This is a genomic window from Streptomyces sp. SL06, from assembly GCF_058244745.1.
Genome location: NZ_JBSYOT010000002.1, coordinates 1080491 through 1107085, shown reverse-complemented (window position 1 = coordinate 1107085; position 26595 = coordinate 1080491). Strand labels below are relative to the sequence as shown.

Below are 26595 nucleotides of genomic sequence, written 5' to 3'. Positions count from 1 at the left end.
CGGCCCGCCGCTATGCCCGCCGGTCCACGTACTCGTAGATCACCCCGTCCGGGTGCCGGGCGATCAGATTGCGCCCGGCGGGCGTCGGGACCGGTCCGGCGATGACGTTGGCGCCCAATGAGGTGAGGACCCGATGGGTCTCCTCCACGTCCGTCACGGCGATCGTCGCGGTGACCTTGCGCAACACCTCGAGCTGGGACTCGGGCCCGCTCATCAGCAGGAAGCAGCCGACCGCGGCGACCTCGACTCCGCCGCGCTCGAAACGCAGGGCCTGGCCGCCGGCCAGACCTTCGTAGAAGGGGATCGCCTTGTCCAGGTCGTCGACGTAGATACGCAGTGTGGCTCCCAGAATGTCCATGCGGACGAGCCTAGTTGGGTCGGGCGCGCGCGGACTCGCCCGTCGGCCGCGGAAGTTCTGCCGACGAGTGCCCGAACCGCGTGGGTCAGGCGCTCTGCTCCAACTGCGGCAGCACCTTCGTGCGGTAGAAGTCGAAGAAGCCGCGCAGGTCGGGGCCGATCTGGCTGACGTAGACGCGGTCGAAGCCGGCGTCGGCGAACTGCTTCAGCTCCGCGACGTGCTCGTCCACGTCGTCGCCGCACACCCGGTTGTCCCGGACCATGTCCTCGGTGACCAGGGCCTGCGCCTGCTCGAAGTGCTTCGGCGAGGGCAGCACCTGACTCAGCTCGCCCGGCAGTTGCTCGTTCGCCCACAGCCGGTGCACGGTCCGTACCGCCTCGTCCCGGTCCACGTCGTAGCAGACCTTGGTGCCCCCGCTGACCAGCTTTCCCCCGCCCCCGCCCTTGCGGTACTGCTCCACCATCGAGGCGTCCGGCATCACCGTGATGTAGCCGTCGCCCACCCGGGCCGCCAGGCTGGTCGCCGTCGGGCCGAAGCCGGAGATGTCGATCAGGACGGGCTCGTCCGGGACGGTGTACAGACGGGCGTTCTCCACCGTGTAGTGCGTGCCGTAGTGATTGACCTCCTTGCCGGTGAACAGCTGGCGCATGATCAGGACGGCCTCCTCCAGCATCTCCAGACGGATGTGCGCGGCGGGCCAGGCGTCGCCGAAGATGTGCTCGTTCAGCGCCTCGCCGGTGCCGACGCCGAGCCGGAAGCGGCCGTTGGTCATCACCGCGCTGGTCGCCGCGGCCTGGGCCACCACCGCCGGGTGGATGCGCAGGGTCGGGCAGGTCACCGCGGTCTGGATCGGCAGGGACACCGCGTCGGAGAGCGCGCCGATCACCGACCACACGAAGGGGCTCTGTCCCTGTTCGCCGTTCCAGGGGTGGTAGTGGTCCGAGATCCACAGGGCCTGGAAACCGGCCTGCTCGGCCATCCGCGCCTGCTCGATCAGCTCCGCGGGACCGTACTGCTCGCTCGACAGGAAGTATCCGTATTCGGGCATGGGAGGTTGCCTCCGGACAGGGAGCGGGTGGGTCCGGGGCCGGGTACCCGGACATACGGGGGAAAACCGGCTGCCCGGCGGCTTCCTCGCGGACGTTTGGCCGCCCTGCTCAAGGGGACGCGGAAGGCTCACGAGGTACGCGACAGCCCGGAGGCGAACCGTGAGCCGACCCCGCATCGTGATCGTCGGTGCCGGCTTCGCCGGGTACCGGACGGCCCGCACCCTGTCCAGGCTCACCCGGCACCAGGCCGACATCACCCTGCTCAATCCGACCGACTACTTCCTCTATCTGCCGCTGCTGCCCCAGGTCGCCGCCGGGATCCTGGAACCGCGCCGGGTCAGCGTGTCCCTGTCGGGCACGCTGCCGCACGTACGGCTGGTGCTGGGCGAGGCCGACGGCGTCGACCTCGACGGGCGCACCGTGCGCTACACCGGCCCGGAGGGCGGCGAGGGCACCCTGGGCTTCGACCGGCTGGTGCTCGCCGCGGGCAGCGTCAACAAGCTGCTGCCCATCCCCGGCGTCGCCGAGCACGCGCACGGCTTCCGGGGGCTGCCGGAGGCGCTGTACCTGCGCGACCACGTGACCCGGCAGGTGGAGCTGGCCGCCGCGGCCGACGACCGCGCGGAGTGCGCCGCACGCTGCACGTTCGTCGTGGTCGGCGCGGGATACACCGGCACCGAGGTCGCCGCGCACGGCCAGATGTACACCGACGCGCAGGTCCGCAGGCACCCGATGCGCACCGGCATGCGGCCCCGCTGGATGCTGCTCGACGTGGCGCCGCGGGTGCTGCCCGAGATGGACGAACGGCTCTCCCGCACCGCCGAGCGGGTGCTGCGGCAGCGGGGCGTCGACGTGCGGATGGGGATCTCCGTGAAGGAGGCCACGCACGACGGGGTCCTGCTGACCGACGGCACGACCGTCGACACGCGCACGCTGGTGTGGTGCGTGGGGGTACGGCCCGACCCGCTGGTCGAGTCCCTGGAGCTGCCCCTGGAACGCGGCCGGCTGCTCGTCGACCCCTGCCTCCGGGTGCCGGGGCGGCCCGAGCTGTTCGCCTGCGGTGACGTGGCCGCGGTGCCCGACGTGAACCAGCCCGGCCGGTTCACGCCGATGACCGCGCAGCACGCCTGGGGGCACGGCAAGGTCTGCGCCCAGAACGTCGCCGCCTCGCTCGGCATCGGCGAGCGGCGGGCCTACCGCCACCGTGACATGGGGTTCGTCGTGGACCTGGGCGGCGCCAAGGCCGCCGCCAATCCGTTCGGCCTGCCGATGTCGGGACCGGTCGCGGGCGCGGTCACCCGCGGCTACCACCTCGCGGCGATGCCCGGCAACCGCGTCCGGGTGGCCGCGGACTGGCTGCTGGACGCGGTGCTGCCCCGCCAGGCCGTCCAACTGGGCCTCGTACGGTCCTGGTCCGTACCCCTGGAGTCGTCGTCACCCGAGCTGGCCCGGATACCGGGGGGCGCCGCCCCACGACGAGAACCCACCGGGGACCGCCCCGACGAGGACCCTCCCACCCCGGACGGCCCCAACAAGCCCGGTCCCGGCCCAGCCGCAAGGCCCAGGCCCGGATCCCACATCGCCCCCGGCCCCGTCAAGCGCTCCGACGGTCGTGCCGTGGAAGGAGACTCATGAACACCGGTGAACTCATCGACCTCGGACAGCAGTTGCGCGTGGACAGCGTGCGGGCGTCCGCCGCCGCGGGCTCCGGGCACCCAACGTCCTCGATGTCCGCCGCGGACCTGATGGCCGTACTGCTGGCCAACCACCTCCGCTACGACTTCGAGCGCCCCGCCCACCCCGGCAACGACCGCTTCGTCCTCTCCAAGGGGCACGCCTCGCCCCTGCTGTACTCCGCCTTCAAGGCGGCCGGCGCCATCGACGACGAAGAACTGCTCACCTTCCGCAAGCAGGGCAGCCGCCTGGAGGGGCACCCCACCCCGCAGCGCCTGCCGTGGGTCGAGACGGCCACCGGTTCGCTCGGCCAGGGCCTGCCCGTCGGCGTCGGCATCGCGCTGTCCGGCAAACGGCTGGACCACAACGACTACCGCGTATGGGTGCTGTGCGGCGACAGCGAGATGGCCGAGGGCTCGGTGTGGGAGGCCGCCGAGCACGCCGGCCACGAGCACCTCGACAACCTCACCGTGATCGTCGACGTCAACCGGCTCGGCCAGCGCGGCCCCACCCGGCACGGCCACGACCTCGACGCGTACGCCCGCCGCTTCCGGGCCTTCGACTGGCACACCATCGAGATCGACGGCCACGACGTGGACGCCATCGACCGCGCCTACGGCGAGGCCGCGTCCACCAAGGGCGAGCCCACGGTGATCATCGCCCGCACCCTCAAGGGCAAGGGCGTCAAGGCCGTGGAGGACCGCGAGGGGCAGCACGGCAAGCCGCTGCCCGACACGGAGGAGGCCGTCGCCGAACTCGGCGGTCCGCGCGACCTCCACATCCAGGTACGGGAACCCGAGCCGGCCCGCGCGCCGCGCACCGCCGGCATCGGACATGCCGAACCGCCCCGCTACGACAAGGGCGAGGAGGTCGCCACCCGCAACGCCTTCGGCGAGGCGCTCGCCGCGCTCGGCACCGCCCGCGGCGATGTCGTCGCCCTCGACGGCGAGGTCGGAGACTCCACGCGCGCCGAGTTCTTCGCCAAGGCGCACCCCGAGCGCTACTTCGAGTGCTACATCGCCGAGCAGCAGATGGTCGCCGCCGCGGTCGGCATGGCGGCCCGCGGCTGGGTGCCGTACGCCACCACGTTCGCCGCCTTCCTGACCCGGGCCCACGACTTCGTGCGCATGGCCGCGGTCAGCGGTTCCGGCGTCAACCTGGTCGGCTCCCACGCGGGCGTGGCCATCGGCCAGGACGGTCCCAGCCAGATGGGTCTGGAGGACCTCGCGATGATGCGGGCCATCCACGGCTCGACCGTGCTGTATCCGTGCGACGCCAACCAGACCGCGCGCCTGGTCGCCGAGACGGCCGGCCTTGAGGGCATCCGCTACCTGCGCACCTCGCGCGGCGAGAGCGAGGTCATCTACGGCCCCGACGAGGAGTTCCCCGTCGGCGGCAGCAAGGTGCTGCGCTCCTCCGACAGCGACCGGCTCACCGTCGTCGCGGCCGGCGTCACCCTGTACGAGGCGCTCGCCGCGGCCGACGCCCTCGGCCGGGACGGCATTCCGGTCCGGGTGATCGACCTGTACTCGGTCAAGCCCGTCGACCGGGCCACCCTGCGACAGGCCGCCGAGGACACCGGCTGCCTGCTGACCGTGGAGGACCACCGCCGGGAGGGCGGCATCGGCGACGCCGTCCTCGACGCGTTCACCGACGGGCGGCCCGTGCCGCGCCTGGTCCGGCTCGCCGTCGGGACGATGCCCGGCTCCGCCACCCCGGAGGAGGAGCTGCACGGCGCGGGGATCGACGCCGAGTCCATCGAGGCGGCCGGGCGCATGCTGGTGGAGCAGGCGATCGTGCCGTGAGCGGCGACGGCGTGCGCACCGTGCGGGCCGGCCGGCACACGGTGGAGGTCCACCGGCCCGACAAGGTGCTGTTCCCCAAGGGCGACGGCGGCGCGGCGGAGTACACCAAGGGCGATCTCGTCGACTACCACCGGGCCGTCGCCCCGTTCATGCTGCCCCACCTGCGGGGGCGCCCCCTGATGCTGGAGCGGCACCCGGACGGCGTGGACGGGCCGCGGTTCATGCAGAAGAACACCCCGGAGTACTACCCGGACTGGATCCGCCGTGTGGAGGTCGGCAAGGAGGGCGGCACCGTCCGTCACACCGTCTGCGACGACACCGCCACCCTCGTCTACCTCGCCGACCAGGCGACCTTGACCCTGCACCGCTGGCTGTCCCGGGTCGGACAGGTCGACCGGCCGGACCGGCTGGTCTTCGACCTCGACCCGGCCGACGGCGACTTCGAGTCGGTCCGTGATGCGGCCCGGCTGCTGGGCGAGCTGCTCGACGAACTGCGGCTGCCCTCGGCGCCGATGACCACCGGGTCCCGGGGCGTGCACGTGGTCGTACCGCTGATTCCCCGTCAGGACTTCGACGAGGTACGGGAGTTCGCGCGGGATGTCGCCGAGGTACTGGCCGCCGGCCATCCCGACCGGCTGACCACCGCGGCCCGCAAGAAGGACCGGGGCGACCGGCTCTACCTGGACATCCAGCGCAACGCCTACGCGCAGACCGCGGTGGCCCCCTTCACCGTCCGCGCCCGGCCCGGCGCGCCCGTGGCCACCCCCGTCACCTGGGACCAGCTGAAGGACCCCGCCCTGCACGCCCGCCGCTGGACGATCGTGGACGCCGTGGAGCAGGCGCGCACCCGGCCCTGGGACGGAATCATGAGCCGTCCCAGGGCCCTGGGCCCCGCCCGGCGGCGGCTGAACGCCCTGCGTCCCTGAGCCGGGCCGCGTACGGAGGGAGGCATTGTGACCGGACTGCGGTACGTCTACGCCGTCTGCCGCCCCTTCGACGCGGCCCTTCAGATGCAGCTCGCGGGGGTGGCGGGCGACCCGCCCCGGATGCTGGCCCACGGCGATCTGGTCGCCGTCGTCAGCCATGTGCCCGAGGACAACTTCTGCGAGGAGGCGCTGCGCGCCCATCTGGAGGACCCCCGCTGGCCGGCCGGCATCACCCGCGCGCATCGGCGGGTCGTCGACGCGCTCACCGCCGTCACCAGCCCGCTGCCGCTGCGGCCGGCCACCGTCTTCCGGGACGACAGCGGCGTACGCCAGATGATGGAGGAGCGCGGCGCGTCCTTGCGGCGCACGCTCGACCGGTTGGAGGGCCGCGTGGAGTGGGGCGTCGAGGTGTACGCCGGGACGGAGCCCGAGCAGGCCGGCGAGGACCCGCGGACCGGGGCCGAGAAGTTCGCGACGGGCCTGCACACGAGGCTGTCCTCACGCGCGGACGACGCGCGACCGCGCGCCCCGCGAAATCCCCGCCTTTCCGGTGCCACCGGACGGAACGTGTTCAATGCCGCCTATTTGGTGCGGCGCGACGCCTCCGAGGAATTCGTGGAAATCGTGGACCGCGCGAAGGGCGACGCCCCGGGAATTCGCGTGGAACTCACCGGACCCTGGGCCGCCTATTCCTTCGCGGGCGGGGAAACGGCGGGCGCCGAAGAGCCGCCGCTGCCCCGGGAGTGAGCCTCCCGGGGCAGCGGCCTCGTCGCCGCCGGTCAACCGCGGGAGGTACCCCGCCCGCGGTCACCGTCTGCGGTTCACCACCTGTACCAGCGGCCCCTGCCGCCACCGGCCGTCGTCCCGCGGGCCAGGAATCCAAGCACCCACAGGACCAGGACCACCAGAGCGATCCACCACAGAATCTTCACGGCGAATCCCGCGCCGAAAAGGATGATTGCGAGAAGCAGTACGAGCAAAAGCGGAACCATAATGTAGAACCTCCTGACGTACTGGTTGCCCGGAATCCGCGGAACAGGCGTCCTTCAGGCATCCTTTCGGCAGAGAATCTCTCCGTGCAGGACGCCGAACCAGCTCTCCGGCCGCTTCCCCCACTCCCGCCAGGCCGCCGAGACGGCCCGCAGCCGCTCCTGCGTCGCATGGCCGCCCCCGGTGGCGCGCTCGGCGTACGACGGGGCGAGGGTGCGGTCGGCCCACAGGCCGCTCCACCACTCCCGCTCCTCGGGGGCGGCGAAGGTCCAGGTGGCGGAGGTTGCCGTGATGTCGGTGAACCCCGCCTCCAGCGCCCAGGCCTTCAGCCGGCGTCCGGCGTCCGGCTCACCGCCGTTGGCGCGGGCCACCCGGCGGTACAGGTCCAGCCAGTCGTCCAGCCCCGGGGAGGCGGGGTACCAGGTCATGGCGCCGTAGTCCGCGTCCCGGACGGCGACGATCCCGCCCGGCCGCGCGACCCGACTCATCTCGCGCAGCGCCTGCACGGGGTCGCCCACGTGCTGGAGCACCTGGTGGGCGTGGACCATGCAGAACGTGTCGTCGGGGAAGTCCAGCGCGTGCACGTCCGCGACCGCGAAGTCGGTGTTGCCAAGCCCGCGTCCGGCCGCCGCCGCGCGGGCCCGCTCCACGATCTCCGGCGCCCGGTCCACGCCGGTGACATGGCCGTCGGGGACCAGTTCGGCCAGGTCGGCGGTGATGGTGCCGGGACCGCAGCCGATGTCCAGGATCCGCATGTCGGGCCGCAGGGAGTCGAGCAGGTAGGCGGCGGAGTTGGCGGCGGTGCGCCAGGTGTGCGAGCGGAGTACGGACTCGTGGTGCCCGTGGGTGTAGACGGCGGTCTCACGCGGCTTCGGCATGGTGGATTCCCTCTCCCGACAAGTTCCCGGCAGTTCCCGACGGCTCCCGACCGTGGGATCACCGTACGCTCGACCGCCGTATCGTGAGACTCGCGTTTCAAGATGCGGACTGACGGGCTGTCGGTTCAGGGTTTCGACAGGCGCGCGGGGAGCAGACCGTCACCGGGCAGCGGCCGGTAGACCGTGAGCGCCTCGGGCAGCTTCTCCAGCGTCAGATCGCCCTCGGTCTCGGTCAGTTCGCCGTCGTAGGCCATCAGCGTCCCCGGCGCGACACCCGACAGACGCAGCCGGGGCACCTGCACCGCCGCGTGGGCGGGGGAGCGGGTCAGGGGACCCGCGAGGGCCGCGGACAGCAGCCGCAGGGCCGGCCGGCGGCCACCGTGCACCACCCGCACGTCCAACTGCCCGTCCGCCAGGTCGAGCCGGCGGCCCGAGGCGAGGCCCCTGCGGTGGTACGTGCCGTTGCCCGCGAACAGCATCCACAGCGGGCGCCGGCGGCCCCCGACCTCGGCCTCCAGCGGATGCCGGTCGGCGCGCAGCACCCGCACGGCGGCCACCACCCCGGCCGGCCACCCGCCGATCCGGGACGACCAGCGCTCCCGCTCGCGCACCAGCTCCGGGTACACCCCCAGGCTGAAGGTGTTCAGGAAGACGCCGTGCCGCCCGCCGGAGGCGAACCGGCCCACGTCCACCCGCACCCCCTCGCCACGCTCCAGTGCCCCGCACAGATCCCGTACGTCCTCCACGCCCAGGTCGTAGGCGAAGTGGTTGAGCGTGCCGCCGGGCAGTACCGCGAGCGGGAGCCCGTGGCGGAGCGCTGTCTCGGCCCCGGCGTTCACGGTGCCGTCGCCGCCGCACACGCCGAGCACCCGGGCGTGGTCCGCGGCCTTCTCCAGTTCCGCGCGGACCTCGGCCGGCTCGCACTCGACGACCTCGGCCGCGGGCAGCGCGTCGCACAGCGCCCGCACCCGGTCCGAGGTGCCCGAGCCGATGTTGGCCACCATGACGAGCCCCTCGCCCCCGGGCAGCGCGGGCACGTCGGCGCGCGGCCGGGCCGGCGGGGTGAGCTGGGCGCGCGTCGGCACCATGCCCCGCACGGCGAACGCGGCCCCCGCCCCGAGCGCCGCACCGGCCAGCACGTCGCTCGGGAAGTGGACGCCCGTGTAGACCCGGGAGAGGACGACCGCGGCGGCCACCGGGGCCACCGCCGCGCCCCACGCCGGGGACTCCAGCGCCACACCGGTCGCGAACGCGGCGGCCGACGCGGCATGCCCCGAGGGGAAGGACGTGGTGATCGGCTGTCGCTTCAGCCGCCGGATCAGCGGCACCGGGTCGAGGGCGGGACGGGGACGGCGGACCGAGCGCTTGCCCAGGGTGTTGATCGTCAGCGAGGCCAGACCCAGCGAGGCGAGACCGCGCACGGCGGCCCGCCGCGCCCTCGGCGTGCGGGACGCGGCCAGCGCGGCGCCCGCCGCGAACCACAGCACACCGTGGTTGGCGCCGCGGCTCAACCGGGGCAGCAGCGGATCGGCGCCGGGCCAGGTACGGGCGGCGACGGCCTCGAACACACGCTGGTCGAGTCGCAGGAAACCGTCGCGGACAGGATGCGGGCCGGGCGTCGGGGCGGTGAGGTCTACGTCGGGGCTCATGGCTTCCGCCTACCCGGCGGGCGCCGTTTCCTGCGGGCGGCGCGCCGTGTGTGCGGGCGCACCGTCGGCGGCGGGGGACAAAGGGTTTGCCCGGGGCGCGTGCCGAGCAGGAGAATCCGGTCCCATGGGTCATCTCGAAGCCGCGCACCTGGAGTACTACCTCCCCGACGGGAGGGCGCTGCTCGGCGACGCCTCCTTCCGGGTGGGGGAGGGCGCCGTCGTGGCCCTCGTCGGACCGAACGGCGCGGGCAAGACCACCCTGCTCCGCCTGCTGGCCGGTGAGCTGAGACCGCACGGCGGGACCGTCACCGTCGGCGGCGGCCTCGGGGTGATGCGCCAGTTCGTGGGCTCGGTCCGGGACGAGACGACTGTGCGCGACCTGCTCGTGTCCGTGGCGCCGCCCCGGATCCGTGAGGCCGCGCGCGCCGTCGACACCGCCGAGCACGCGATCATGACCGTCGACGACGAGGCCGCCCAGATGCGCTATGCGCAGGCCCTCGCCGACTGGGCCGAGGCGCAGGGCTACGAGGCCGAGACCCTGTGGGACATCTGCACCACGGCCGCGCTCGGCGTCCCCTACGAGCGCGCCCAGTGGCGGCAGGTGGGCACCCTGTCCGGCGGTGAGCAGAAACGCCTCGTCCTGGAGGCGCTGCTGCGCGGCCCCGACGAGGTGCTGCTGCTCGACGAGCCGGACAACTACCTCGACGTGCCCGGCAAGCGCTGGCTGGAGGAGCGGCTCGCCGAGACCCGCAAGACCGTGCTGTTCGTCTCCCACGACCGGGAACTCCTGGCCCGCGCCGCCCAGAAGATCGTCTCCCTGGAGCCCGGCCCCGCGGGCGCCGACGCCTGGGTGCACGGCGCCGGCTTCGCCACCTTCCACACGGCCCGGCGGGAGCGCTTCGCCCGCTTCGAGGAGCTGCGCCGCCGCTGGGACGAGAAGCACGCGCAGTTGCGGAAGCTGGTACTGACGCTGCGTCAGGCCGCCGCCGTCTCGCACGACATGGCCTCCCGCTACGCCGCCGCCCAGACCCGCCTGCGCAAGTTCGAGGAGGCCGGACCGCCGCCCGAGCCGCCGCGCGAGCAGGACATCAGGATGCGCCTGAAGGGAGGCCGCACCGGCGTCCGCGCCGTCACCTGCCAACAACTGGAACTGACCGGCCTGATGAAACCCTTCGACCTGGAGGTCTTCTACGGCGAACGGGTCGCGGTCCTCGGCTCCAACGGCTCCGGCAAGTCGCACTTCCTGCGGCTGCTCGCCGGTGACGACGTGACGCACACCGGGAACTGGAAACTCGGCGCGCGCGTGGTGCCCGGACACTTCGCGCAGACCCACGCCCACCCCGAACTCCTGGGCCGCGCGCTCCTGGACATCCTGTGGACCGAGCACTCCCAGGACCGGGGCGCCGCCATGTCCCGACTGCGCCGCTACGAGCTGACCCAGCAGGCCGAGCAGCCCTTCGACCGGCTCTCCGGCGGCCAGCAGGCCCGCTTCCAGATCCTGTTGCTGGAACTCCGGGGCGTCACCGCCCTGCTGCTCGACGAGCCGACCGACAACCTCGACCTGGAATCGGCCGAAGCCCTCCAGGAAGGCCTGGAGGGCTTCGAGGGCACCGTCGTCGCGGTCACCCACGACCGCTGGTTCGCCCGCTCCTTCGACCGCTACCTCGTCTTCGGCAGCGACGGACGCGTCCGCGAGAGTCCGGAGCCGGTCTGGGACGAACGGCGGGTGGAGCGGGCCCGCTAGGGGACGGAGGACCGGCACAGGCGCGTCACCTCCAGCGCAGCAGCGCCCCCAGACCGCCCACCGGCGCCTTGTCGGCGGCCTCCGAGGGCAGCGCCGGCGTCACCGAGACCGCCGGGGCGTCGGTCATCACCGCCGAACGCAGCAGGGCGTCGTCCGCCCGTGCCGACCAGGAGTTCTGCTCGCCGAGCGTCTTCAGCTCCGTACGGCGCACCGCCAGCTGGTCGGCGTCCTCGCCGATCCACACCTCGCGGTGGGTGTCGGGACCGTCCGGGATGATCAGCAGCTCGTCGATACGGTGCTCCCGGGCGGCCTCGACCAGCGCGGGCACCCCCTCGGCCGCGCCCGCCCGGCCCTCGTCGTCCGCGGAGCGGGCGGCCAGGAACCGGTCCAGGTCGTTGCGCGCGCACGCGCGCACATGGTCGTCGCGCAGCCGCTCCACCTCGTCGTCCAGCAGCCGGCTGCCCGCGCCGCGCGAGGACTCGGCGATCCGCTCCTGGAGCCGCTTGGGCAGCCGCTCGTGCACGGACCGCCGCTCCCGGTCGTCACCCACCAGGATCAGCAGATCGGCGCCCGTCTCCTGCTCGGCACACCGCGAGCGCGTCCGCGATCTCGGCCGCGTTGTGCTCCCAGGTGTTCTCCACCCGCAACTGGAAGTGGCGCGCCGACCAGTCGGCGCTGCTCGTGCGGTGCATCGGCCACTGCCGGCCGGTCACACCACCCGCGTCCGAGCTGCCCAGCGCGCTGCGCAGCTCGAAGTCGGCGCCCTTGCGGTCGACGTACGCCACCACGCACACCGGATCCTCCCCGGCCAGCTCCAGCAGCGGCGAGACATGCGGCAGCGGGGCCCAGTCGGCGGTGGTCCCGCCGTACGGGGGGCGGGCCAGCGGCGGATCGAGGACCACCCGACCGGCACACGCGAACAGCGCCCGGCCGTGCGGGTCGGTGGCGTGGCGCAGCGCCTCCACCGCCTCCCGCACGGCCCGGCAGGTCGCGTCGTCCGCGCCCTGCTCCGCCAGCTCCCGGGCCACCGCGGCGGCCGTCAGCTCACGTTCGTGGGGGGTGTCCTCCGTGTTCCGGGAGAGATCGAGGTAGACGGAGGCCCAGGGCCCCTGATGTTCGTAGAGAGGATGCAGAAACGCGAGATCCATGGCTTGCTCCCGGGGTGCCGCTCGGGGGTGGTAGTGCTCCGGGGGCGGGTACCCGGACCGCATGAACGAACACGAGAGGCGGGACGACACCATGACCGGAGTGGACCCGGGCCGCCTGGACGACCAACAGCTCATGAAGGAGCTGGAGACCATCCACCGCACGCGCCACGACACCCTCCTGCACGGGTCGAACGACGCCCTGCGGGCCCACAACGACCGCATGGCGCGGCTCGAGGGCGAGTGGCTGCGCCGCAATCCGCGGCGCAGTGTCACCGCGGGCCGCACCCGCGCGGGTGCCCGGGAACGCGGCTCCGGGCAGGACGCCACGCCCGGCACCTGACGGGCGTGGCGTCCTGCCCGGACGACCCGCGCGGCCCGGCGGGCACGCGCGGGCCGCGGCTCAGCGGCCGGCCTCGGCGAATTCCGCGAGGAAGGTCTCGCAGAACGCCTTGAGGTCGTCCGGCTTGCGGCTGGTGATCAGGACGTTGTCGCCGTGGTCGCAGACCTTCACCTGTTCGTCCACCCAGGTGGCGCCGGCGTTGCGCAGATCGGTCCGCAGGCTGGGCCAGGAGGTCACCACCCGGTCGCGTACCACGTCCGCCTCGATGAGCGTCCACGGCGCGTGACAGATGGCGGCCACCGGCCGGCCCTGCGCGAAGAAGTCCCCGACGAACGCCACGGCCTTCCCGTCGGTGCGCAGGTAGTCGGGATTGGCCACGCCCCCGGGCAGGACCAGCCCGTCGAACGAGTCGGCCGAGGTGTCACCGACCACCTCGTCCACCGGGAACGTGTCCGCCCTGTCGAGGTGGTCGAAGCCCTGGACCCGCCCGGAGGAGGTGGAGACGAGCACGGGTTCGTGGCCCGCGTCCTTCGCCGCCTTCCAGGGCTCGGTCAGCTCGACCTGTTCCACGCCCTCGGGCGCGGTCAGAAATGCGATGCGCATGAGGATCGGATTCCTTTCCTGGCGCGCCGGCCGGTGTCGCCGCCCGGCGCGCGTGTGTCGTTCGGCTCAGCCGCCGTCCCGGGTATCCGGTTCCGCGCGGCTGATGTCGGCCAGCGCCGAAGAGGGGTCCTGGGCCTCGGCCAGATCGCCGAGGCTCACCAGCCCGACCGGCAGTCCGTCCTCCACGACCGGCACCCGGCGCACCGCGTGCTCGCGCATCAGCGCCACCACGTCCGTCACCGGATCGTGCGGGGAGACCAGCAGCGGTTCGTGGCTGCAGACCGCCTCGACACTCACGGCCATCGGGTCCAGCCCCTGGGCCACCGCCCGCACCGTGATGTCACGGTCGGTGAGCAGCCCCACCACGTCCTGCCCGTCCGCGACCACCACGTCGCCGATGTTCTGCGTCCGCATCATCTGCGCCGCCTCGACAAGAGAGGCCCCCGGCCGGACGGCGGCCACACCCGGGGTCATCACGTCCCTCACGTACTCGGCCATCGAGGTCCCGTCCTTCCCTGCGGCTACGCGCCCTGCGGCTCGGCCGGTCCCGACCCGCCGTCCTCGCTCAGGGCCACCGCGAGTTCCTGGACGTTGTCGTAGCGCGCCTTGTTCGGCAGCCGGTCCAGTCCCTCGACGAGGGCGTCCGGCGCGTTGCCGCGGCGCAGTGCGCGGGTCAGCTCACGCGGACCCGCGGGGAAGGCGCCCCGGGTCAGGTTCCGGGCCAGTTCGAGCCGGAGAGTCTCCATGTACGTCGGTCCGCGGCCCGGCGTCACCGGTCCTTGGGCGACATCCGGATCGTCCTCGGCGGCCGGTTCCGGGTCGTTCCACTCCTCGGTGCGGGTGGAGTGCCCGGACCGGAGCAGACCCTGCAGTTCATGCTTCATCTCGTCGTCGCGGTGGACACTCATCCGGTCGCTGCCTCGCTGCATGTCTCCCTCCAGACCTTCGGGGTGCCGACCGCGTACCCGGACACCGCGGACCGACACGGATTCACCCGAATGGGTCTGTTCCGTTTTTTCGGGACGGGCCGGCGCGGTACAAGCCGGCCGGACCGATCAGTAATCGAGAAGCCCGGGTCGCCACGCGCGGTCCAGCGTGTCGTGACCAGGGACATCACCCCGCACCCGAGCACCCGGCCGGATGGAGAGACGATGAGCAGCGCCAAGAGGGGGGACCGGCGGGCGTCCGAGCCCCACGCCGCCGACGGCCACGACTTGATCCGCGTGCACGGCGCCCGCGAGAACAACCTCAAGGACATCGGCATCGAGATCCCCAAGCGCCGGCTGACGGTCTTCACCGGTGTCTCCGGCTCGGGCAAGAGTTCCCTGGTGTTCAGAGCCCCATCAAGGGCTCGCGCCGCAGCAACCCGGCGACGTACACCGGGCTGCTCGACCCGATCCGCAAGGCCTTCGCCAAGGCCAACGGCGTGAAGCCGGCCCTGTTCAGCGCCAACTCCGAGGGCGCCTGCCCCACCTGCGGCGGCGCCGGTGTCGTCTACACCGACCTGGCCGTGATGGCCGGCGTCGCCATCCCCAGCGAGGACTGCGAGGGCAAGCGGTTCCAGCCCGCGGTCCTGGAGTACCGCTTCGGCGGCCGGGACATCAGCGAGGTGCTCGCGATGCCGGTCGCCCAGGCCGAGGAGTTCTTCGCCGGCGGCGAGGCACGCACTCCGGCCGCGCACAGGATTCTCCAGCGGCGCACCGAAGTCGGCCTCGGCTACCTCACCCTCGGCCGGCCGCTCACCACACTCTCCGGCGGCGAACGGCAGCGGCTCAAGCTGGCCACCCACCTGGGGGAGAAGGGCGGCGTGTACGTACTCGACGAGCCCACCACCGGCCTGCACCTCGCCGATGTCGAGCAGTTGCTCGGCCTGCTCGACCGCCTCGTCGACGCCGGCAAGTCCGTCATCGTCGTCGAGCACCACCAGGCCGTCATGGCACACGCCGACTGGATCATCGACCTCGGCCCCGGCGCGGGATACGACGGTGGCCGCGTCGTCTTCGAGGGCACCCCGGCCGACCTCGTCGCCGACCGCTCCACCCCGACCGGCGAGCACCTCGCGGCGTACGCCGGCGCCTGAGCGCGGCCCGGCTCCCACGGCGCCGCCACCGGTACCGGGCGGGCCCGGCGCTGTGGGATCGTGACGGGGTGACGACGCTTGAGGACCTGGCCCGGCTGCGCCGGGTCCGCGACCTGATGGACCGCGAGTACGCCGAGCCGCTCGACGTCCCGGCGCTGGCGCGCGTCGCCCACATGTCGGCGGGCCACTTCTCCCGCAGCTTCCGCGCCGCCTACGGGGAGACGCCGTACAGCTATCTGATGACGCGCCGGATCGAGCGCGCCAAGGCGCTGCTGCGAAGGGGCGACCTGACCGTCACCGAGGTCTGCTTCGCGGTCGGCTGCACCTCGCTGGGATCCTTCAGCTCGCGGTTCACCGAACTGGTCGGCGAGAGCCCGAGCGCGTACCGCGAACGCGACCACGCGGCGGGCGCCGCCATCCCGGCCTGCGTCGCCAAGATCCACACCAGGCCGGTCAGGAACGGAGAGGCCGGACCCACGCCGCCGCCCGTGGCGTGACGGACACGGACATCACGCTCTCGCGGTGCCTCATCGCCGTCGACGACATCGGCGCCACCTTCGAGCACCGCTATTCCCTCTCCCGGTCCCCTCCCCGGTCCCTTCCCCGGCCCGGCAGGAACTCCTGCATCTCCGCCTCGAGACCCCGCCTGACCACGGACCCCCGGTCCGCGTCGCCCTTCAGCACCGCGGGACCCTCCGCCGCGAGCCCCGCCCGCCAGGCCGGCTCGACCTCCTGCGGCTTCTCCACCCGGATCCCGGTCAGGCCCAGCGAGCGGGCGAAGTCGGCGTAGCGCACGTCCGGGAGCGACTGCGAGGGCAGGAAGGACGGCGCGCCCTCCATAGGAGAGTCACCTCGTACGGGTGGCGCATCCCGATCATGTGCGGGTCGATGTCGATCTGCACACCCCGCGCCCTGCCGAACTCCGGCAGGAACTGCGAGTAGGGGAACGACGACCCGATGGTCGGCAGGGTGTCGCAGTCCCGCATCAGCTCGTACGACGCACGCGCCCTGACCGACCAAGATCGCCGCCTTGTCACCCGAGTTGAGCACCTCCGGCACCATCTTGAACCCGTGCGTGGGCGGCGAGTATTCGAGCTCCTGCACGTCGCCGGGGCAACTGCTCCGGGACCGTCACCGTCTCCACGAACTCGGAGGCCACGTCCTTGTACGGCGAATGCAGGTCCACCTCCTGCTGGTACGAGCCGCCCATCGCGCTCCGGTGGGTCTGCCCGACGATCGCCGGCACCGGGACGTGGTCGAGCTTGGCGTCGTACAGCCCGTTGAGCAGGTGGATCGCGCCGGGCCCCGAGGTCGCGGCGCACACGCCGAGCCGGCCGCTGAACCTGGCGTACCCGACGGCCTGGAACGCGGACATCTCCTCGTGCCGCGACTGCACGAGACGCGGGTGGTCGTCGGTGCGGCCCCAGGCGGCGAGCGGCCCGTTGATGCCGTCGCCCGGGTGGCGGTCACCACGGACCGGCGGGAAAACACGCGGGTGTTTACCGTGGGGAGCAGGGGGCAGGTGCAATGCAGTGCTTCGGACAGGAGGCACGTCCGTGGGAGCGGCGCCGTGCCGCCACGGATGCGTCCGTCCGGGCTGGACGCCCTCCCACGGTGACCGCCCGAACCCAGGGCCGTGTCGTCGTACCGGCGGTGCCCCTCGCGCGCCGGAGGTTCCACGGAGCCCCGGCCGCCGTCCGTGACCGGCCGCGTTCGCCGGGTTGCCGCCCGGTGCGACGACAGGATCCCGCACTCCGAGGGAGTTGCGACGCACCATGCCGATCCACGCCAGTGTGAAGCACCCGCACGACGACGCCCCCGACACCGCCGACGCCTTCCGCCGGCTGGCCACCCTCGCCGACGGCCCGGAACGCGACGCGGTCCGCGACCGGATCGTCGAGGCCTGGCTGCCCATGGCCGAACGGCTCGCGGGACGTTTCCGCAGCCGCGGCGAGAGCTACGAGGACCTGCGCCAGGTCGCCGCCCTCGGCCTGGTCAAGGCCGTCGACCGGTACGACCCCGAGCGCGGCAACGCCTTCGAGAGCTACGCCGTGCCGACCATCACCGGCGAGGTCAAGCGCCACTTCCGCGACCACATGTGGACCCTGCACGTGCCGCGCCGGGTCCAGGAACTGCGCAATCGCGTGCGCTTCGCAGGCCAGGACCTGTCCCAGACCATCCCGGGCCGCCGGCCCACCGTCGCCGAGATCGCCGAGCACGCCGACCTGAGCGAGGAGGACGTCCGGGTGGGGCTGGAGGCCCTGGAGAGCTTCACGGCCCTGTCCCTGGACGCCGAACTCCCCGGCAGCGAGGACGGCTACTCGCTCGGCGACGCCCTCGGCGCCACCGACCCGGCGCTCGACACCGTCGTCGACCGGGAGGCCGTCAAGGACCGCCTGGCCGCGCTGCCCGCACGGGAACGCGCCATCCTCTACATGCGCTTCTTCGACGACATGACCCAGAGCAACATCGCCGAACAACTCGGCATCTCCCAGATGCACGTCTCCCGCCTGATCAGCCGGTGCTGCAACCAGGTGCGGGAGCAGGTGTTGCGGGACGCGGGGGGTTGAGGGGGCGTCCTGCTTCGCGGGCCCAGGGCCCGTGAGTGGGGGTTCTGCGGACTCAAGTCCGGGGGAGCGGGGCGGAAACCGGGGCTCACCCGCTCGGGCGGCGCGTTCCTGCGAACGGCGCACGGTGGCGCGCGTGCCCGTGCCGGGCGGGCTGTGATGGCCGAGGGGCGCGAGTGCCGTGCCCCCGCAGCCGTCGCTCGAAGGAGCCCGCCCCATGCGCCGCACCGCCCACGTCCTGTCCGTCGCCGTTCTGGCCGGCGCCGCCCTCGGCGTCTTCGCGGGCCCCGGCGCGGCCGACCCGGGCGTACCTCCGCCGCCCGCAGGTGCCGGGGAGCCCGCGCCGCCGTCTGCCGCCGGACCCGCCGCCGAGGTGAGCCCGGCCGATGTCGTTCCGGGCGGCACCGTCACCGTCTCGGTCTCCTGCGACCCGGCCGACGGTTCCGCGCCCGCGACGCTCGACGCCACCTCACCGGCCTTCGACAAGGGCACCGTCGTGCTGCGCAGGGTGACGGGCGACGCGGGGACGTACCGGGGAACCGCCCGGATAGCCGCCGCCGAGGAATTCGAGGACGACCCGGACACGGAGGGCGCCGGGGAGGACTGGAGCGTCGACGGCGCCTGTCCGACCGCCTCCGGCGAGGAGGGCGACCGGTGGAGCGCGACGATGACCGGGCCAGGGGGAGGCGGCACCGCCAAACCCTCGTGTCCCGAGCCCGCCGCGCCGGGTGAGCCCTGCGCCGCCCACGAGCCGGCGTGCAAGGAGCGCGGCGGGAGCCAGGGACGCGGTTCCTCCTGCGCCACCAAGCCCGCGTGCCCCGAACACGCCGACCCGCACGGTACGTCCTGCCCGAGCAAGCCGCCCTGCCCCGAGCCCGCCGGGCACGGGAAGCCCTGCGACGGTGCGACGGCGGAGCACGGGGTGCGGGCCGGTACGGGCGGAGCCTTCAGCGACTCGGTGCCCGCCCTGGTCGCCGGCGGTGTCCTCATCGCGGGCGCGTGCGGCGCGGCCGCGCACCGGCTGCGGCTGCGGCTGCGCGGGGCGGACGGGGAGCGCTGACCCGGTCCGGAGCCATGGCGGGGCGCCACGGTGGGTACTGGGATCAAGGACCGGGGCAGGGGCACCCGGACCGACGGCGAGCACGACACCACGGACCGCGCGGAGGTACGCATGCGACGCACGGACCCCGAAGACCACACCTCCGCGGGCCTCGGCTCCGCGGGGTCCGTGGACCGCGGCCATCCCGGGGCGGGGCCTGTAGGGCAGGGGTTCGGGGGCTGCGGCTCTGCGACGCAGGGTTCCGCGGGACGCGGCTCTGTGGTGCACGGCTCTGCGGTGCAGGGTTCCGCGGGGCGCGGCTCTTCGGGCACGGGTTCTGTTGGGGACGGTTGTGTGGGGCAGGCCCCCGTGGGGTGCGGTTCGGCGGGGGTGGGTCCTGTTGGGAGTGATGCCGCGGCGCAGGGTCCCGGGGGCTACGGCTCTTCCGAGCGAAGTCCCGTGGGGCGTGGTTCTCCCGGGGTGGGTCCTGCTGGGGATGGTTCTGCGGGGCGGACCTCCGCAGGGCGCGGTTCTCCCGGTGAGGGGCCCGTTGGGCAGGGTCCCGTGGGTCAGGTGTCCGTGAGGCAGGGCCCTCCGGAGCGAGGTCCCGCAAGGCAGGGCCCTCCGGGGCCGGGTCCCGCAGGGCAGGGCTCCCCGCGACTTGGTCCCGAAGGGCGGCCCTCCCCGGGGCGTGATCCCGTAGGACACGGTCCCGTGCGTTACGGGCCGTTGCTTCCCGGTGACGGGCTGCCGGTGCTGCCCGAGTTGGTCGCCGTGCTCGCCGCCGCCGCGGGGCGGGCGCACGGTGGGCCGGTCGGGGGCGCGCCCGCCCTGCTGGAGGCCGCGAGCGGTTACTGGGACCGGCGCGGCCTGCCCACCGAGCCCGGTCACCTGGCCGCCGCGCCCGGCGCCAACGCCCTGCTGCTCGCGCTGACCGCCGCGCTCGGCGGTGACGTCCTGGTGCCGCGCCCCTGCGCCGCCTGGTGGGCACCGTACGCACGGCTGCTGGGCAGACCCGTCTTCCACGTCCCGACGCCGGCCGAGTCCGGCGGCGTCCCCGACTCGTACGCCCTCCTGGAAACCGTCCGCCGGGTCCGCGCCGAGGGCGGCGACCCCCGGCTGCTCGTGCTGTCCGTCGCCGACGACCCCACCGGCACCGTCGCGCCGCCGGAACTGCTGCACGAGACCGTCGAGGCCGCCGCCGCCGAGGGACTGCACCTGGTCAGCGACGAGACCTGGCGCGACACCCTGCACGACCCGCACGCCACCGTGCTGCTCAGTCCCGCCGAGATGCTGCCCGAGCAGGTCACCGTCGTCACCGACCTGGCCGGTTCGCTGCTGCCGCCGGGCTGGCCCGCAGCCGTCGCCCGCTTCCCCGCCTCCGCCGCCGGAACCGGCCTGCACGCGCGCGTGCTCGACGTGCTCACCGCCCTCGGCGCGGACATCGCCGCCCCCGTCGCCGCCGCGGCCGGGTACGCGCTCGACGAACCCGAGCCCGTCACCGCCCGCCGCTCGGCCGCCGTACGGCTGCACGCGCGCGTGGCCGCCGCCGCGCACGCGACCGTCGTCGCCGCGGGCGCCACCGCCCGGCCCCCGCAGGCCGGCCGCCACCTGTACGCCGACCTCGGCCCGCTGCGCGACGCCCTCGGCGCCGAGGGCGTGGGCGACGCCCAGGAACTGGAGGACTTCCTCACCGCCCGGCTCGGCATGCCCGCCCCCGGCGGCCACCGCTTCGGCGACGACCTGCCCGCCCTGCGTGTCAGGCTCGCCACCGGCCCCCTGCTCGGCACGGGCACCGACGAGCGGCGCGCGGAATGCCTGACGTCCTCCGACCCGTTGGAACTGCCGCACGTGCAACGCGCGTTGATCGGTCTGAAGTCGGTCTTCGACGATCTCCGCGACGCTCAGCGATGGGAGCCTCCTCGATGACGCAGCAGCCCCGGTCGACCACGAGCACCCCGATGTCCACCGACGCGCCGCCGGCCACGTCCTCGTCCTCCGCGGTCCCCGCGTATCCGCCGCTCGCCGATCCCCGGCCGCCGGCCGAGCACCGGGTGTGGCCGAGGGCGTTCCACGACCGGCTGACCGCGCCGCTGCCCGGTCTGCGGGCCCTCGCCAGATTCGCCCGGGAGGGCGCGGTCAGACCCGGCCCCGCGGGTCTCGCCGACATCCCCCGGCTGCCCCACGCCCCCGCCCCGCTGCCCCGGGTGGACGCCCGCACCATCGCCGTCACCTGGGCGGGACACGCCAGCTGGGTGGTGCGGACCGGCGGCCTCACCGTGCTCACCGACCCGGTCTGGTCCCGCCGCATCCTCGGCACTCCGCCCCGTGTCACCCCCGTCGGCGTCCCCTGGAGCGCGCTGCCCCCCGTCGACGCGGTGGTCATCAGCCACAACCACTACGACCACCTGGACGCCCCCACCCTGCGCAGGCTCCCGCGCGACACCCCGGTCTTCGTCCCCGCCGGGCTCGGCCGCTGGTTCCACCGCCGGCGCTTCACCCGTGTCACCGAGCTGGACTGGTGGGAGGCGACCGAGCTGAAGGGCGTCCGGTTCGACTTCGTACCGGCCCACCACTGGTCCAAGCGCAGCCTCACCGACACGTGCCGCAGCCTGTGGGGCGGCTGGGTCCTCACCGACCCCGAGGGCCGGCGCGTGTACTTCGCGGGCGACACGGGGTACGGCCACTGGTTCGCCCGCATCGGCCGCCGCTACCCCGGCATCGACCTGGCCCTGCTCCCCATCGGCGCCTACGACCCCCGCTGGTGGCTCAGCGACGTGCACTGCGACCCGGAGGAGGCGGTGCGGGCCGCCCAGGACGTCGGCGCCCGCCGGATGGCGCCGATGCACTGGGGCACGTTCCTGCTCTCCGCCGAACCGGTACTGGAACCGCTCACCCGCGTACGCGCAGCCTGGCAGAGCGCGGGCCTGCCCCGGGAACACCTCTGGGACCTCCCGATCGGCGCCTCCCGCGTACTGGAATAACCACCCCCACCCCTCCCCGCGCTTTCCCACCGAGGCCCGCAACGACGCAGCCCGTCCGACGGGGTTCGCCGCGGTGCTGCCCTTCCGGCGGGGTCCACCGCCGTGCCGCCCTCCCCGGCGGGGTCCGCCGCCGTGGAGGCTTCCCGCGGGGATCCGACTCCTGCTGCCCGTCCGGCGGGACGTGCCACCCCGCTGCTTCCTCGGCGGGTCTCGCCGCGGTGCTGCTCTCCCGGGGGCGCTGCTGTGGTGTCTTCCCGGCGGGATCCGACTCTTGCCGTCCGTCCGGCGGGTCTCGCCGCCCCGCTGCTTCCTCGGTGGGGTTCGCTGCCGTGCCGTCTCCCTGGCGGAAGCCGACCCTTGCCGCCCGTCCGGCGGGAACCGTCACCGCGCTGCCTTTTCGGCGAGGTTCGCTTCGGTGTTGCCTTCTCGGCGGGCCCCACCGCCATGGTGTCCCCCTGGGCGGGATCCGACCCGTGCCGCCCGTCCGGCGGGTCTCGCCGCCCGCTGCTTTCCCGGCGGAACTCGCCATCTTCCCGGCAAGGCCCGCCACAGCGCCGCCCCCCGACCCGCGCCCCGCCGGAGGCCTACGCCTTCGCCGGTCGTCGGACCCGGCGCCACACTCCGGGTGCCGTGCTGATGAGTACGGTCAGGGCGATCGCCGCGACCACGCCCTCCCACGGCTTGCTGAACAGCGCGCCGCTCAGGATCCCGATCAGCTGGTACGTCACCGCCCAGGCCAGACAGGCCGGCAGATTGCCCCGGGCGAACCGGCGCATTGGCCACGCGGCCAGCAGGCAGGCCAGCATCACGGGTATGCGTCCGGCCGGCACCAGCCGGGACAGCACCAGCACCGCGACATCGTGCTCGGCGAGCTTGCCCTGCGCCTGCTCCAGCCGGTCCTCGGGCGCCCGGGACCGGATCGTCTCCAGCCAGCGCGAGCCGTTCTTCGAACCGACCCCGCGCCGGCCCAGCCAGTACAGCGCCATGTCCCCGCAGAACGCCGCCAGCGACGCCGTCGCGAAGACCATCAGCATGGCGAACGGCAACGCCTGGTGCATCGCCACCACGGCCGCCGAACTCACCAGCGCCCCCGTCGGCACCACCGGCACCAGCGCCCCGATCAGCACCAGCAGGAACAGCGACGGATAGCCGAACGCCTGCTGGGCCGGCTCGGCCGGAATGCTCGTCGTGACGGCAGCCAGCCAGCTCACCGCGCGACCTCCACCCGAACGGCCTCGCCGTGCCCCAGCCGGTGCACCGCCACCCCCGGCGCGCGCAGCGCCGACAGGCGCACGAACTCGTCGCCCGGCGTGTGGAACTCGTGGGGGCGCACGGCGTCCATCCCGATGGGCCAGTACGTGCCGTAGTGCACCGGTACCGCCGTGTGCGGTGCCAGCCGGGCCAGCGCCTCGGCCGCGCGCCCCGCGTCCAGGTGCTCGGATCCCAGGTACGGCCCCCAGCCGCCCACCGGCAACAGCGCCGCGTCGACCGGCCCGACCTCCTTCTCCATGCCGTCGAACAGGCCGGTGTCCCCGGCGAAGTACGTCCGTGCCTCGCCCTCGACGACAAAGCCGAGCGCGGGGGAGCGGTGCCGTCCCACCGGCAGCCGCCGCCCGTCGTGCCGCGCGGGCACCGCCCGGATCCGCAGGTCACCGACGCTCGTCTCGTCGCCGGGCGCCATCTCGGTCACCTCCAGGTGCCCGAGCCGGCGCAGTCCGGGCACCGCCCCGTGCGCGCCCCGGGGCACGAGCAGGCGCGTGCCCGGCGCGAGCCGCGCGAGCGACGGCACATGCAGATGGTCGGCGTGCAGATGGGACACCAGCGCCACGTCCGCGCGCCAGGCGTCCGGCGGCGGCACCGCGCCCCGCCTGCGGCGCAGGTGGGCGAGCCTGCGGGCGAACAGGGGATCGGTGAGCACACGGATGTCCGAGTCCTCGACCGTGCAGGTGGCGTGACCCCACCACGTGAGCTCCACCGGCACCCCTTTGCCTCCTTCGCGCGACTCCCCGAAGCCTACGTCCAGGAGTAGGGTCGGCGGCGAAACGGGAGGTGAGGGGGACACCATGGGGCCGGTGAGGGTGACGGCGATCGCGAGTCTGACACCGCTGGAGCGGCTGGACGACGATCCCTTCCTGGTGGACTCCCGCAGTCAGCACGCCATGTGCGCCCGCTGGGCCGCGGAGCACGGCTACGTCGTCGCCCGGGAACTGCTGGTGCGCGGTCTGCGACCCGACCACGCCGCGCTGTGGGACGGCGTCCGCCCGGGGCACGACCTGTTCGTGGCGCCCAGCCGCCGGGTGCTGGAGAGCGCGCTGTCCTCCGTGGCGGAGTTCACCGCGGAGTGCGCGCGGCGCGGGGTCCGCGTCGAGACGGTCGGGCACGCGGAGCCCTCCTACGACGCCCGGATGAAGGCGTGCGTGCACCGCAGACTGTCGATGCCGACGGCCGGGTACGACGGCCGCTGACCGCCGCCGGGGGTGGAACCGGACCCGGGGGGACAAACAGGCGCTCCCGACCGTTGTGGCAGGGTGGGAGGGCCCGCGCGGACGACGGGCCGGGACGTGAGGTGTGCGGAGCGTGGGTGGAGGCCGTTGGCGCCGGGTCGCCAGTCAGATCGGGCGGAGTGTCACGGTGTGGGCCGTCTCCACCGTGACCATGCTGGTGCTCGCCGGCATCCTGCCGGACTTCCGGCTCCAGTCGCCCGACGGTGACAGTGCCACCGACATCGCCGTCACCGCCGCGTTCGGCGCCGGCGCCTTCGGAGTGCTGTCCGCGCTGGTGTGGCCGCTGCTCGTCCGTCTGCTCCTGCTGGTCCCGGCGCTCGTCCTCGGGATCCTCGTCTTCTTCCTCAACGGCGGTCTGCTGCTGCTCGCGATCGATGTGAACCCGGCCGGGCGCGGCGGGGTCGCTCCGGAGACCGCGGTCGTGGTGGCCGCCGTCATGTCCGCCGTCGCCTCCGCCACCGGCGGTGCCCTGGCCGTGCGCGACGACGACGCCTACCGGCGCAGGCTCTACCGCCTCGCCGACCGCCGCCGCAGATCCGGCCCGCTCTGCCCGGCCGGCCCCGGCACCGTCTTCCTGCAACTGGACGGCGTGGGCCACGACGTGCTCGTGGACGCCGTCGACCGCGGCGCCATGCCCACCGTCGCCCGCTGGCTCGGCCGCGACGGCGCCTGCGCGACCCACCGGCTCGTCCTGTGGCGCACCGACTGGTCCAGCCAGACCGGCGCCAGCCAGCTCGGCATCCTGCACGGCAGCAACTACGACGTCCCCGCCTTCCGCTGGTACGAGAAGGACAGCGGCGAGGTCATGGTCTGCAACCGCCCCACCAGCGCCGCCGAACTCCAGAACCGCGCCGTGCGGCGCACCGGCGACGGCGGACTGCTCAGCCTCGACGGCGCCAGCCGCGGCAACCTCTTCGGCGGCGGCGCCGACGAACAGGCCCTCGTCCTGTCCATCGCCGCCCGCCGCCGCAGCCGGGAGACCCGGTCGCGGGCCGGCTACTTCGCCTACTTCTCCGACCCGGCCAACGCCGTCCGCACCGCCATGTCCTTCGTCGCCGAGGTGTGCCGGGAGATCGGCCAGTCCACCCGCGCCCGCGTCCACAAGGTCCGCCCGCGCGTCTCCCGCGGCGGCCTCTACCCCTTCGTCCGCGCCTTCGCGACCGTCGTCGAACGCGACGTGGTGGTCTCCGCCGTGATGGGCGACATGCTCGCCGGACGCACCGCCGTCTACGCCGACCTGGTGGCGTACGACGAGGTGGCGCACCACTCCGGGCCGGGCGGCCGGGACGCCGCGAAGGTGCTCCGGCGGCTCGACCGGTCCCTCGCGCTGATCGAGAAGATCGCCGAGCACGCCCCCCGCAAGTACCGGATCGTCCTCCTGTCCGACCACGGCCAGAGCCCCGGCGAGACCTTCCGCACCCGCTACGGCCTCACCCTCGGCGACCTGGTGCGGGCCGGCTGCGGACTGCCCGTGCCGCGCCGGGCGCGGCACACCCGCAGCGGCGCCGAGGCCCGCAACGCCGTACGCGCCGCCCTGCACCGCCCCGTCGAGGAGGGCGCCGAGCAGCAGCGGCCCGCCGACACCCCCACCGGCCGCCGCTCCGAGCCGATCGTGCTGGCCTCCGGCAACCTGGGCCTGGTCTCCTTCCCGAACGTTCCGCACCGGATGACCAGGGAGGAGATCGACGCCCGCCACCCCGCCCTGCTGCCGACCCTGGCCAACCACCCCGGCATCGGCTTCCTGCTGGTCCGCAGCGAGAAGCACGGCGGAGTCGTGCTCGGAGCGCGCGGCGCCGAGGTGCCCCTGGACCGGCTCGACGAGGATCCCGGACCGCTCGCGCCCTTCGGACCGGGCGCCGCCGACGCGGTCCGCCGCACACACTCCTTCCCGCACACCGCCGACATCATGGTCAACTCCTTCCACGACCCGGCCGACGGCGAGGTCCTCGCCTTCGAGGAGCAGATCGGCTCCCACGGCGGACTCGGCGGCGCCCAGTCGCGCGCCTTCCTGCTGTCACCGGTGGTCCTGTCCGCGCCGGCCGCGGAGAACGCGGAGATCGTCGGCGCCGAACACGTCCACCGGGTGCTGCGCCGCTGGCTGCGCGAGTCGAACGGCCCGCAGGTACCCGTGGAAGACGCCCGGCCCGGCGTCGCCGACAGCGTGCCCCTTCCGGTGGCGGACGGGTTCGTACCGGACAAGACCGCCTGACCCCCGGCCGGCCGCACCGAAATTCGGCTGCGCGCCGGGACCGGGGCG

At 73.8% G+C, this 26595-nt stretch carries 23 protein-coding genes and 3 pseudogenes; 14 read left to right on the top strand and 12 right to left on the bottom strand.

Annotated elements, in window-relative coordinates:
• Positions 1 to 10: 10 nt before the first annotated feature.
• Both AC4IHM_RS04930 and AC4IHM_RS04925 read right to left on the bottom strand, forming a co-directional pair.
• Positions 11 to 358, bottom strand: a complete 348-nt coding sequence (locus tag AC4IHM_RS04930) for a VOC family protein (protein WP_490865858.1) — start codon at positions 356 to 358, stop codon at positions 11 to 13.
• An 85-nt stretch (positions 359 to 443) separates the two neighbouring features.
• Entirely contained in the window at positions 444 to 1406 is a 963-nt protein-coding gene (locus AC4IHM_RS04925) for an LLM class F420-dependent oxidoreductase (protein WP_490865857.1), read from the bottom strand.
• A gap of 160 nt (positions 1407 to 1566) precedes the next feature.
• On the opposite strand from AC4IHM_RS04925, the gene AC4IHM_RS04920 reads away from it, so the two are divergent.
• From AC4IHM_RS04920 to AC4IHM_RS04905, 4 genes are read left to right on the top strand one after another with little or no spacing between them, the layout of a single operon-like run.
• Positions 1567 to 3042: an NAD(P)/FAD-dependent oxidoreductase gene (locus tag AC4IHM_RS04920; RefSeq protein ID WP_490865856.1), complete on the top strand. Its 1476-nt coding sequence runs from the start codon at positions 1567 to 1569 to the stop codon at positions 3040 to 3042.
• Entirely contained in the window at positions 3039 to 4886 is a 1848-nt protein-coding gene (locus tag AC4IHM_RS04915; protein ID WP_490865855.1) for a transketolase, read from the top strand. The genes AC4IHM_RS04920 and AC4IHM_RS04915 overlap by 4 nt, the downstream gene beginning before the upstream one ends.
• Positions 4883 to 5812 (top strand): non-homologous end-joining DNA ligase, encoded by a 930-nt coding sequence (ligD, locus tag AC4IHM_RS04910; protein WP_490865854.1) that lies wholly within the window; start codon positions 4883 to 4885, stop codon positions 5810 to 5812. The genes AC4IHM_RS04915 and ligD overlap by 4 nt, the downstream gene beginning before the upstream one ends.
• Before the next feature lie 27 nt (positions 5813 to 5839).
• Positions 5840 to 6559, top strand: a complete 720-nt coding sequence (locus AC4IHM_RS04905; RefSeq protein ID WP_490865853.1) for a GvpL/GvpF family gas vesicle protein — start codon at positions 5840 to 5842, stop codon at positions 6557 to 6559.
• Positions 6560 to 6633: 74 nt separating this feature from the next.
• Here the strand turns inward: AC4IHM_RS04905 and AC4IHM_RS04900 are convergent, their stop codons facing one another.
• The 3 genes from AC4IHM_RS04900 to AC4IHM_RS04890 all read right to left on the bottom strand — a co-directional run bounded on the left by AC4IHM_RS04900 (position 6634) and on the right by AC4IHM_RS04890 (position 9329).
• The gene (locus AC4IHM_RS04900; RefSeq protein ID WP_490865852.1) at positions 6634 to 6804 is read right to left on the bottom strand and encodes a hydrophobic protein; all 171 of its coding nucleotides are present in this window, start codon (positions 6802 to 6804) and stop codon (positions 6634 to 6636) included.
• 54 nt (positions 6805 to 6858) lie between these two features.
• Positions 6859 to 7680: a class I SAM-dependent methyltransferase gene (locus AC4IHM_RS04895; RefSeq protein ID WP_490865851.1), complete on the bottom strand. Its 822-nt coding sequence runs from the start codon at positions 7678 to 7680 to the stop codon at positions 6859 to 6861.
• Positions 7681 to 7805: 125 nt separating this feature from the next.
• Entirely contained in the window at positions 7806 to 9329 is a 1524-nt protein-coding gene (locus AC4IHM_RS04890) for a bifunctional phosphatase PAP2/diacylglycerol kinase family protein (protein ID WP_490865850.1), read from the bottom strand.
• Positions 9330 to 9453: 124 nt separating this feature from the next.
• Here AC4IHM_RS04890 and AC4IHM_RS04885 point away from each other — a divergent pair, with 124 nt between their 5' ends.
• On the top strand, positions 9454 to 11073 hold the full coding sequence (locus AC4IHM_RS04885) for an ATP-binding cassette domain-containing protein (RefSeq protein WP_490865849.1): 1620 nt from the start codon (positions 9454 to 9456) through the stop codon (positions 11071 to 11073).
• 25 nt (positions 11074 to 11098) lie between these two features.
• On the opposite strand, the pseudogene AC4IHM_RS04880 reads toward AC4IHM_RS04885, so the two are convergent.
• A pseudogene (locus AC4IHM_RS04880) lies at positions 11099 to 12221 on the bottom strand (baeRF2 domain-containing protein).
• 61 nt (positions 12222 to 12282) lie between these two features.
• Between AC4IHM_RS04880 and AC4IHM_RS04875 the strand changes: the two are divergent.
• Entirely contained in the window at positions 12283 to 12561 is a 279-nt protein-coding gene (locus tag AC4IHM_RS04875) for a DUF6158 family protein (RefSeq protein ID WP_490865848.1), read from the top strand.
• A gap of 60 nt (positions 12562 to 12621) precedes the next feature.
• On the opposite strand, the gene AC4IHM_RS04870 is transcribed toward AC4IHM_RS04875, so the two are convergent.
• From AC4IHM_RS04870 to AC4IHM_RS04860, 3 genes are all read right to left on the bottom strand, one after another.
• Positions 12622 to 13164 carry a type 1 glutamine amidotransferase domain-containing protein gene (locus tag AC4IHM_RS04870; protein ID WP_490865847.1) on the bottom strand — a complete coding sequence of 181 codons (543 nt, stop codon included), beginning with the start codon at positions 13162 to 13164 and terminating at the stop codon, positions 12622 to 12624.
• 66 nt (positions 13165 to 13230) lie between these two features.
• The gene (locus AC4IHM_RS04865) at positions 13231 to 13662 is read right to left on the bottom strand and encodes a CBS domain-containing protein (RefSeq protein WP_490865846.1); all 432 of its coding nucleotides are present in this window, start codon (positions 13660 to 13662) and stop codon (positions 13231 to 13233) included.
• Between the two features lie 23 nt (positions 13663 to 13685).
• Positions 13686 to 14093, bottom strand: coding sequence for a DUF2795 domain-containing protein (locus AC4IHM_RS04860; RefSeq protein ID WP_490865845.1), 408 nt, complete (start codon positions 14091 to 14093; stop codon positions 13686 to 13688).
• Between the two features lie 312 nt (positions 14094 to 14405).
• Between AC4IHM_RS04860 and AC4IHM_RS04855 the strand changes: the two are divergent.
• A pseudogene (locus AC4IHM_RS04855) lies at positions 14406 to 15244 on the top strand (ATP-binding cassette domain-containing protein); the annotation flags it as partial.
• A 68-nt stretch (positions 15245 to 15312) separates the two neighbouring features.
• Positions 15313 to 15741: a helix-turn-helix transcriptional regulator gene (locus AC4IHM_RS04850; protein ID WP_490865844.1), complete on the top strand. Its 429-nt coding sequence runs from the start codon at positions 15313 to 15315 to the stop codon at positions 15739 to 15741.
• A gap of 70 nt (positions 15742 to 15811) precedes the next feature.
• Here AC4IHM_RS04850 and AC4IHM_RS04845 read toward each other — a convergent pair.
• Positions 15812 to 16706, bottom strand: a pseudogene (locus AC4IHM_RS04845) (thiamine pyrophosphate-binding protein); the annotation flags it as partial.
• Between the two features lie 313 nt (positions 16707 to 17019).
• Between AC4IHM_RS04845 and AC4IHM_RS04840 the strand changes: the two are divergent.
• The 4 genes from AC4IHM_RS04840 (at position 17020) to AC4IHM_RS04825 (ending at position 21834) form a co-directional block, all read left to right on the top strand.
• Positions 17020 to 17814 carry an RNA polymerase sigma factor SigF gene (locus AC4IHM_RS04840; protein WP_490865843.1) on the top strand — a complete coding sequence of 265 codons (795 nt, stop codon included), beginning with the start codon at positions 17020 to 17022 and terminating at the stop codon, positions 17812 to 17814.
• A 214-nt stretch (positions 17815 to 18028) separates the two neighbouring features.
• Positions 18029 to 18871 carry a hypothetical protein gene (locus AC4IHM_RS04835; protein WP_490865842.1) on the top strand — a complete coding sequence of 281 codons (843 nt, stop codon included), beginning with the start codon at positions 18029 to 18031 and terminating at the stop codon, positions 18869 to 18871.
• 693 nt (positions 18872 to 19564) lie between these two features.
• Complete coding sequence (locus AC4IHM_RS04830; protein ID WP_490865841.1) at positions 19565 to 20779, top strand: aminotransferase class I/II-fold pyridoxal phosphate-dependent enzyme; 1215 nt, start codon at positions 19565 to 19567, stop codon at positions 20777 to 20779.
• A complete protein-coding gene (locus AC4IHM_RS04825; RefSeq protein WP_490865840.1) occupies positions 20776 to 21834 on the top strand; it encodes an MBL fold metallo-hydrolase in 1059 nt (352 codons plus the stop codon). Before AC4IHM_RS04830 ends, AC4IHM_RS04825 begins: the two co-directional genes overlap by 4 nt.
• A 584-nt stretch (positions 21835 to 22418) precedes the next feature.
• Here AC4IHM_RS04825 and AC4IHM_RS04820 read toward each other — a convergent pair.
• Both AC4IHM_RS04820 and AC4IHM_RS04815 read right to left on the bottom strand, forming a co-directional pair.
• Positions 22419 to 23045: a DedA family protein gene (locus AC4IHM_RS04820; RefSeq protein WP_490865839.1), complete on the bottom strand. Its 627-nt coding sequence runs from the start codon at positions 23043 to 23045 to the stop codon at positions 22419 to 22421.
• Positions 23042 to 23815, bottom strand: coding sequence for an MBL fold metallo-hydrolase (locus AC4IHM_RS04815; protein WP_490865838.1), 774 nt, complete (start codon positions 23813 to 23815; stop codon positions 23042 to 23044). Before AC4IHM_RS04815 ends, AC4IHM_RS04820 begins: the two co-directional genes overlap by 4 nt.
• An 82-nt stretch (positions 23816 to 23897) precedes the next feature.
• On the opposite strand from AC4IHM_RS04815, the gene AC4IHM_RS04810 reads away from it, so the two are divergent.
• Together AC4IHM_RS04810 and AC4IHM_RS04805 are read left to right on the top strand one after the other, a co-directional pair.
• Complete coding sequence (locus tag AC4IHM_RS04810) at positions 23898 to 24299, top strand: hypothetical protein (RefSeq protein WP_490865837.1); 402 nt, start codon at positions 23898 to 23900, stop codon at positions 24297 to 24299.
• A gap of 103 nt (positions 24300 to 24402) precedes the next feature.
• Positions 24403 to 26547: a phage holin family protein gene (locus AC4IHM_RS04805; protein ID WP_490865836.1), complete on the top strand. Its 2145-nt coding sequence runs from the start codon at positions 24403 to 24405 to the stop codon at positions 26545 to 26547.
• The last annotated feature ends 48 nt before the right edge of the window (positions 26548 to 26595 follow it).

Coding starts and splice junctions, on each gene's coding strand:
- AC4IHM_RS04930 (WP_490865858.1), bottom strand. CDS start 358: ATGGACATTCTGGGAGCCACACTGCGTATCTACGTCGACGACCTGGAC.
- AC4IHM_RS04925 (WP_490865857.1), bottom strand. CDS start 1,406: ATGCCCGAATACGGATACTTCCTGTCGAGCGAGCAGTACGGTCCCGCG.
- AC4IHM_RS04915 (WP_490865855.1), top strand. CDS start 3,039: ATGAACACCGGTGAACTCATCGACCTCGGACAGCAGTTGCGCGTGGAC.
- AC4IHM_RS04900 (WP_490865852.1), bottom strand. CDS start 6,804: ATGGTTCCGCTTTTGCTCGTACTGCTTCTCGCAATCATCCTTTTCGGC.
- AC4IHM_RS04895 (WP_490865851.1), bottom strand. CDS start 7,680: ATGCCGAAGCCGCGTGAGACCGCCGTCTACACCCACGGGCACCACGAG.
- AC4IHM_RS04890 (WP_490865850.1), bottom strand. CDS start 9,329: ATGAGCCCCGACGTAGACCTCACCGCCCCGACGCCCGGCCCGCATCCT.
- AC4IHM_RS04885 (WP_490865849.1), top strand. CDS start 9,454: ATGGGTCATCTCGAAGCCGCGCACCTGGAGTACTACCTCCCCGACGGG.
- AC4IHM_RS04875 (WP_490865848.1), top strand. CDS start 12,283: ATGAACGAACACGAGAGGCGGGACGACACCATGACCGGAGTGGACCCG.
- AC4IHM_RS04870 (WP_490865847.1), bottom strand. CDS start 13,164: ATGCGCATCGCATTTCTGACCGCGCCCGAGGGCGTGGAACAGGTCGAG.
- AC4IHM_RS04865 (WP_490865846.1), bottom strand. CDS start 13,662: ATGGCCGAGTACGTGAGGGACGTGATGACCCCGGGTGTGGCCGCCGTC.
- AC4IHM_RS04860 (WP_490865845.1), bottom strand. CDS start 14,093: ATGCAGCGAGGCAGCGACCGGATGAGTGTCCACCGCGACGACGAGATG.
- AC4IHM_RS04840 (WP_490865843.1), top strand. CDS start 17,020: ATGCCGATCCACGCCAGTGTGAAGCACCCGCACGACGACGCCCCCGAC.
- AC4IHM_RS04835 (WP_490865842.1), top strand. CDS start 18,029: ATGCGCCGCACCGCCCACGTCCTGTCCGTCGCCGTTCTGGCCGGCGCC.
- AC4IHM_RS04825 (WP_490865840.1), top strand. CDS start 20,776: ATGACGCAGCAGCCCCGGTCGACCACGAGCACCCCGATGTCCACCGAC.
- AC4IHM_RS04810 (WP_490865837.1), top strand. CDS start 23,898: ATGGGGCCGGTGAGGGTGACGGCGATCGCGAGTCTGACACCGCTGGAG.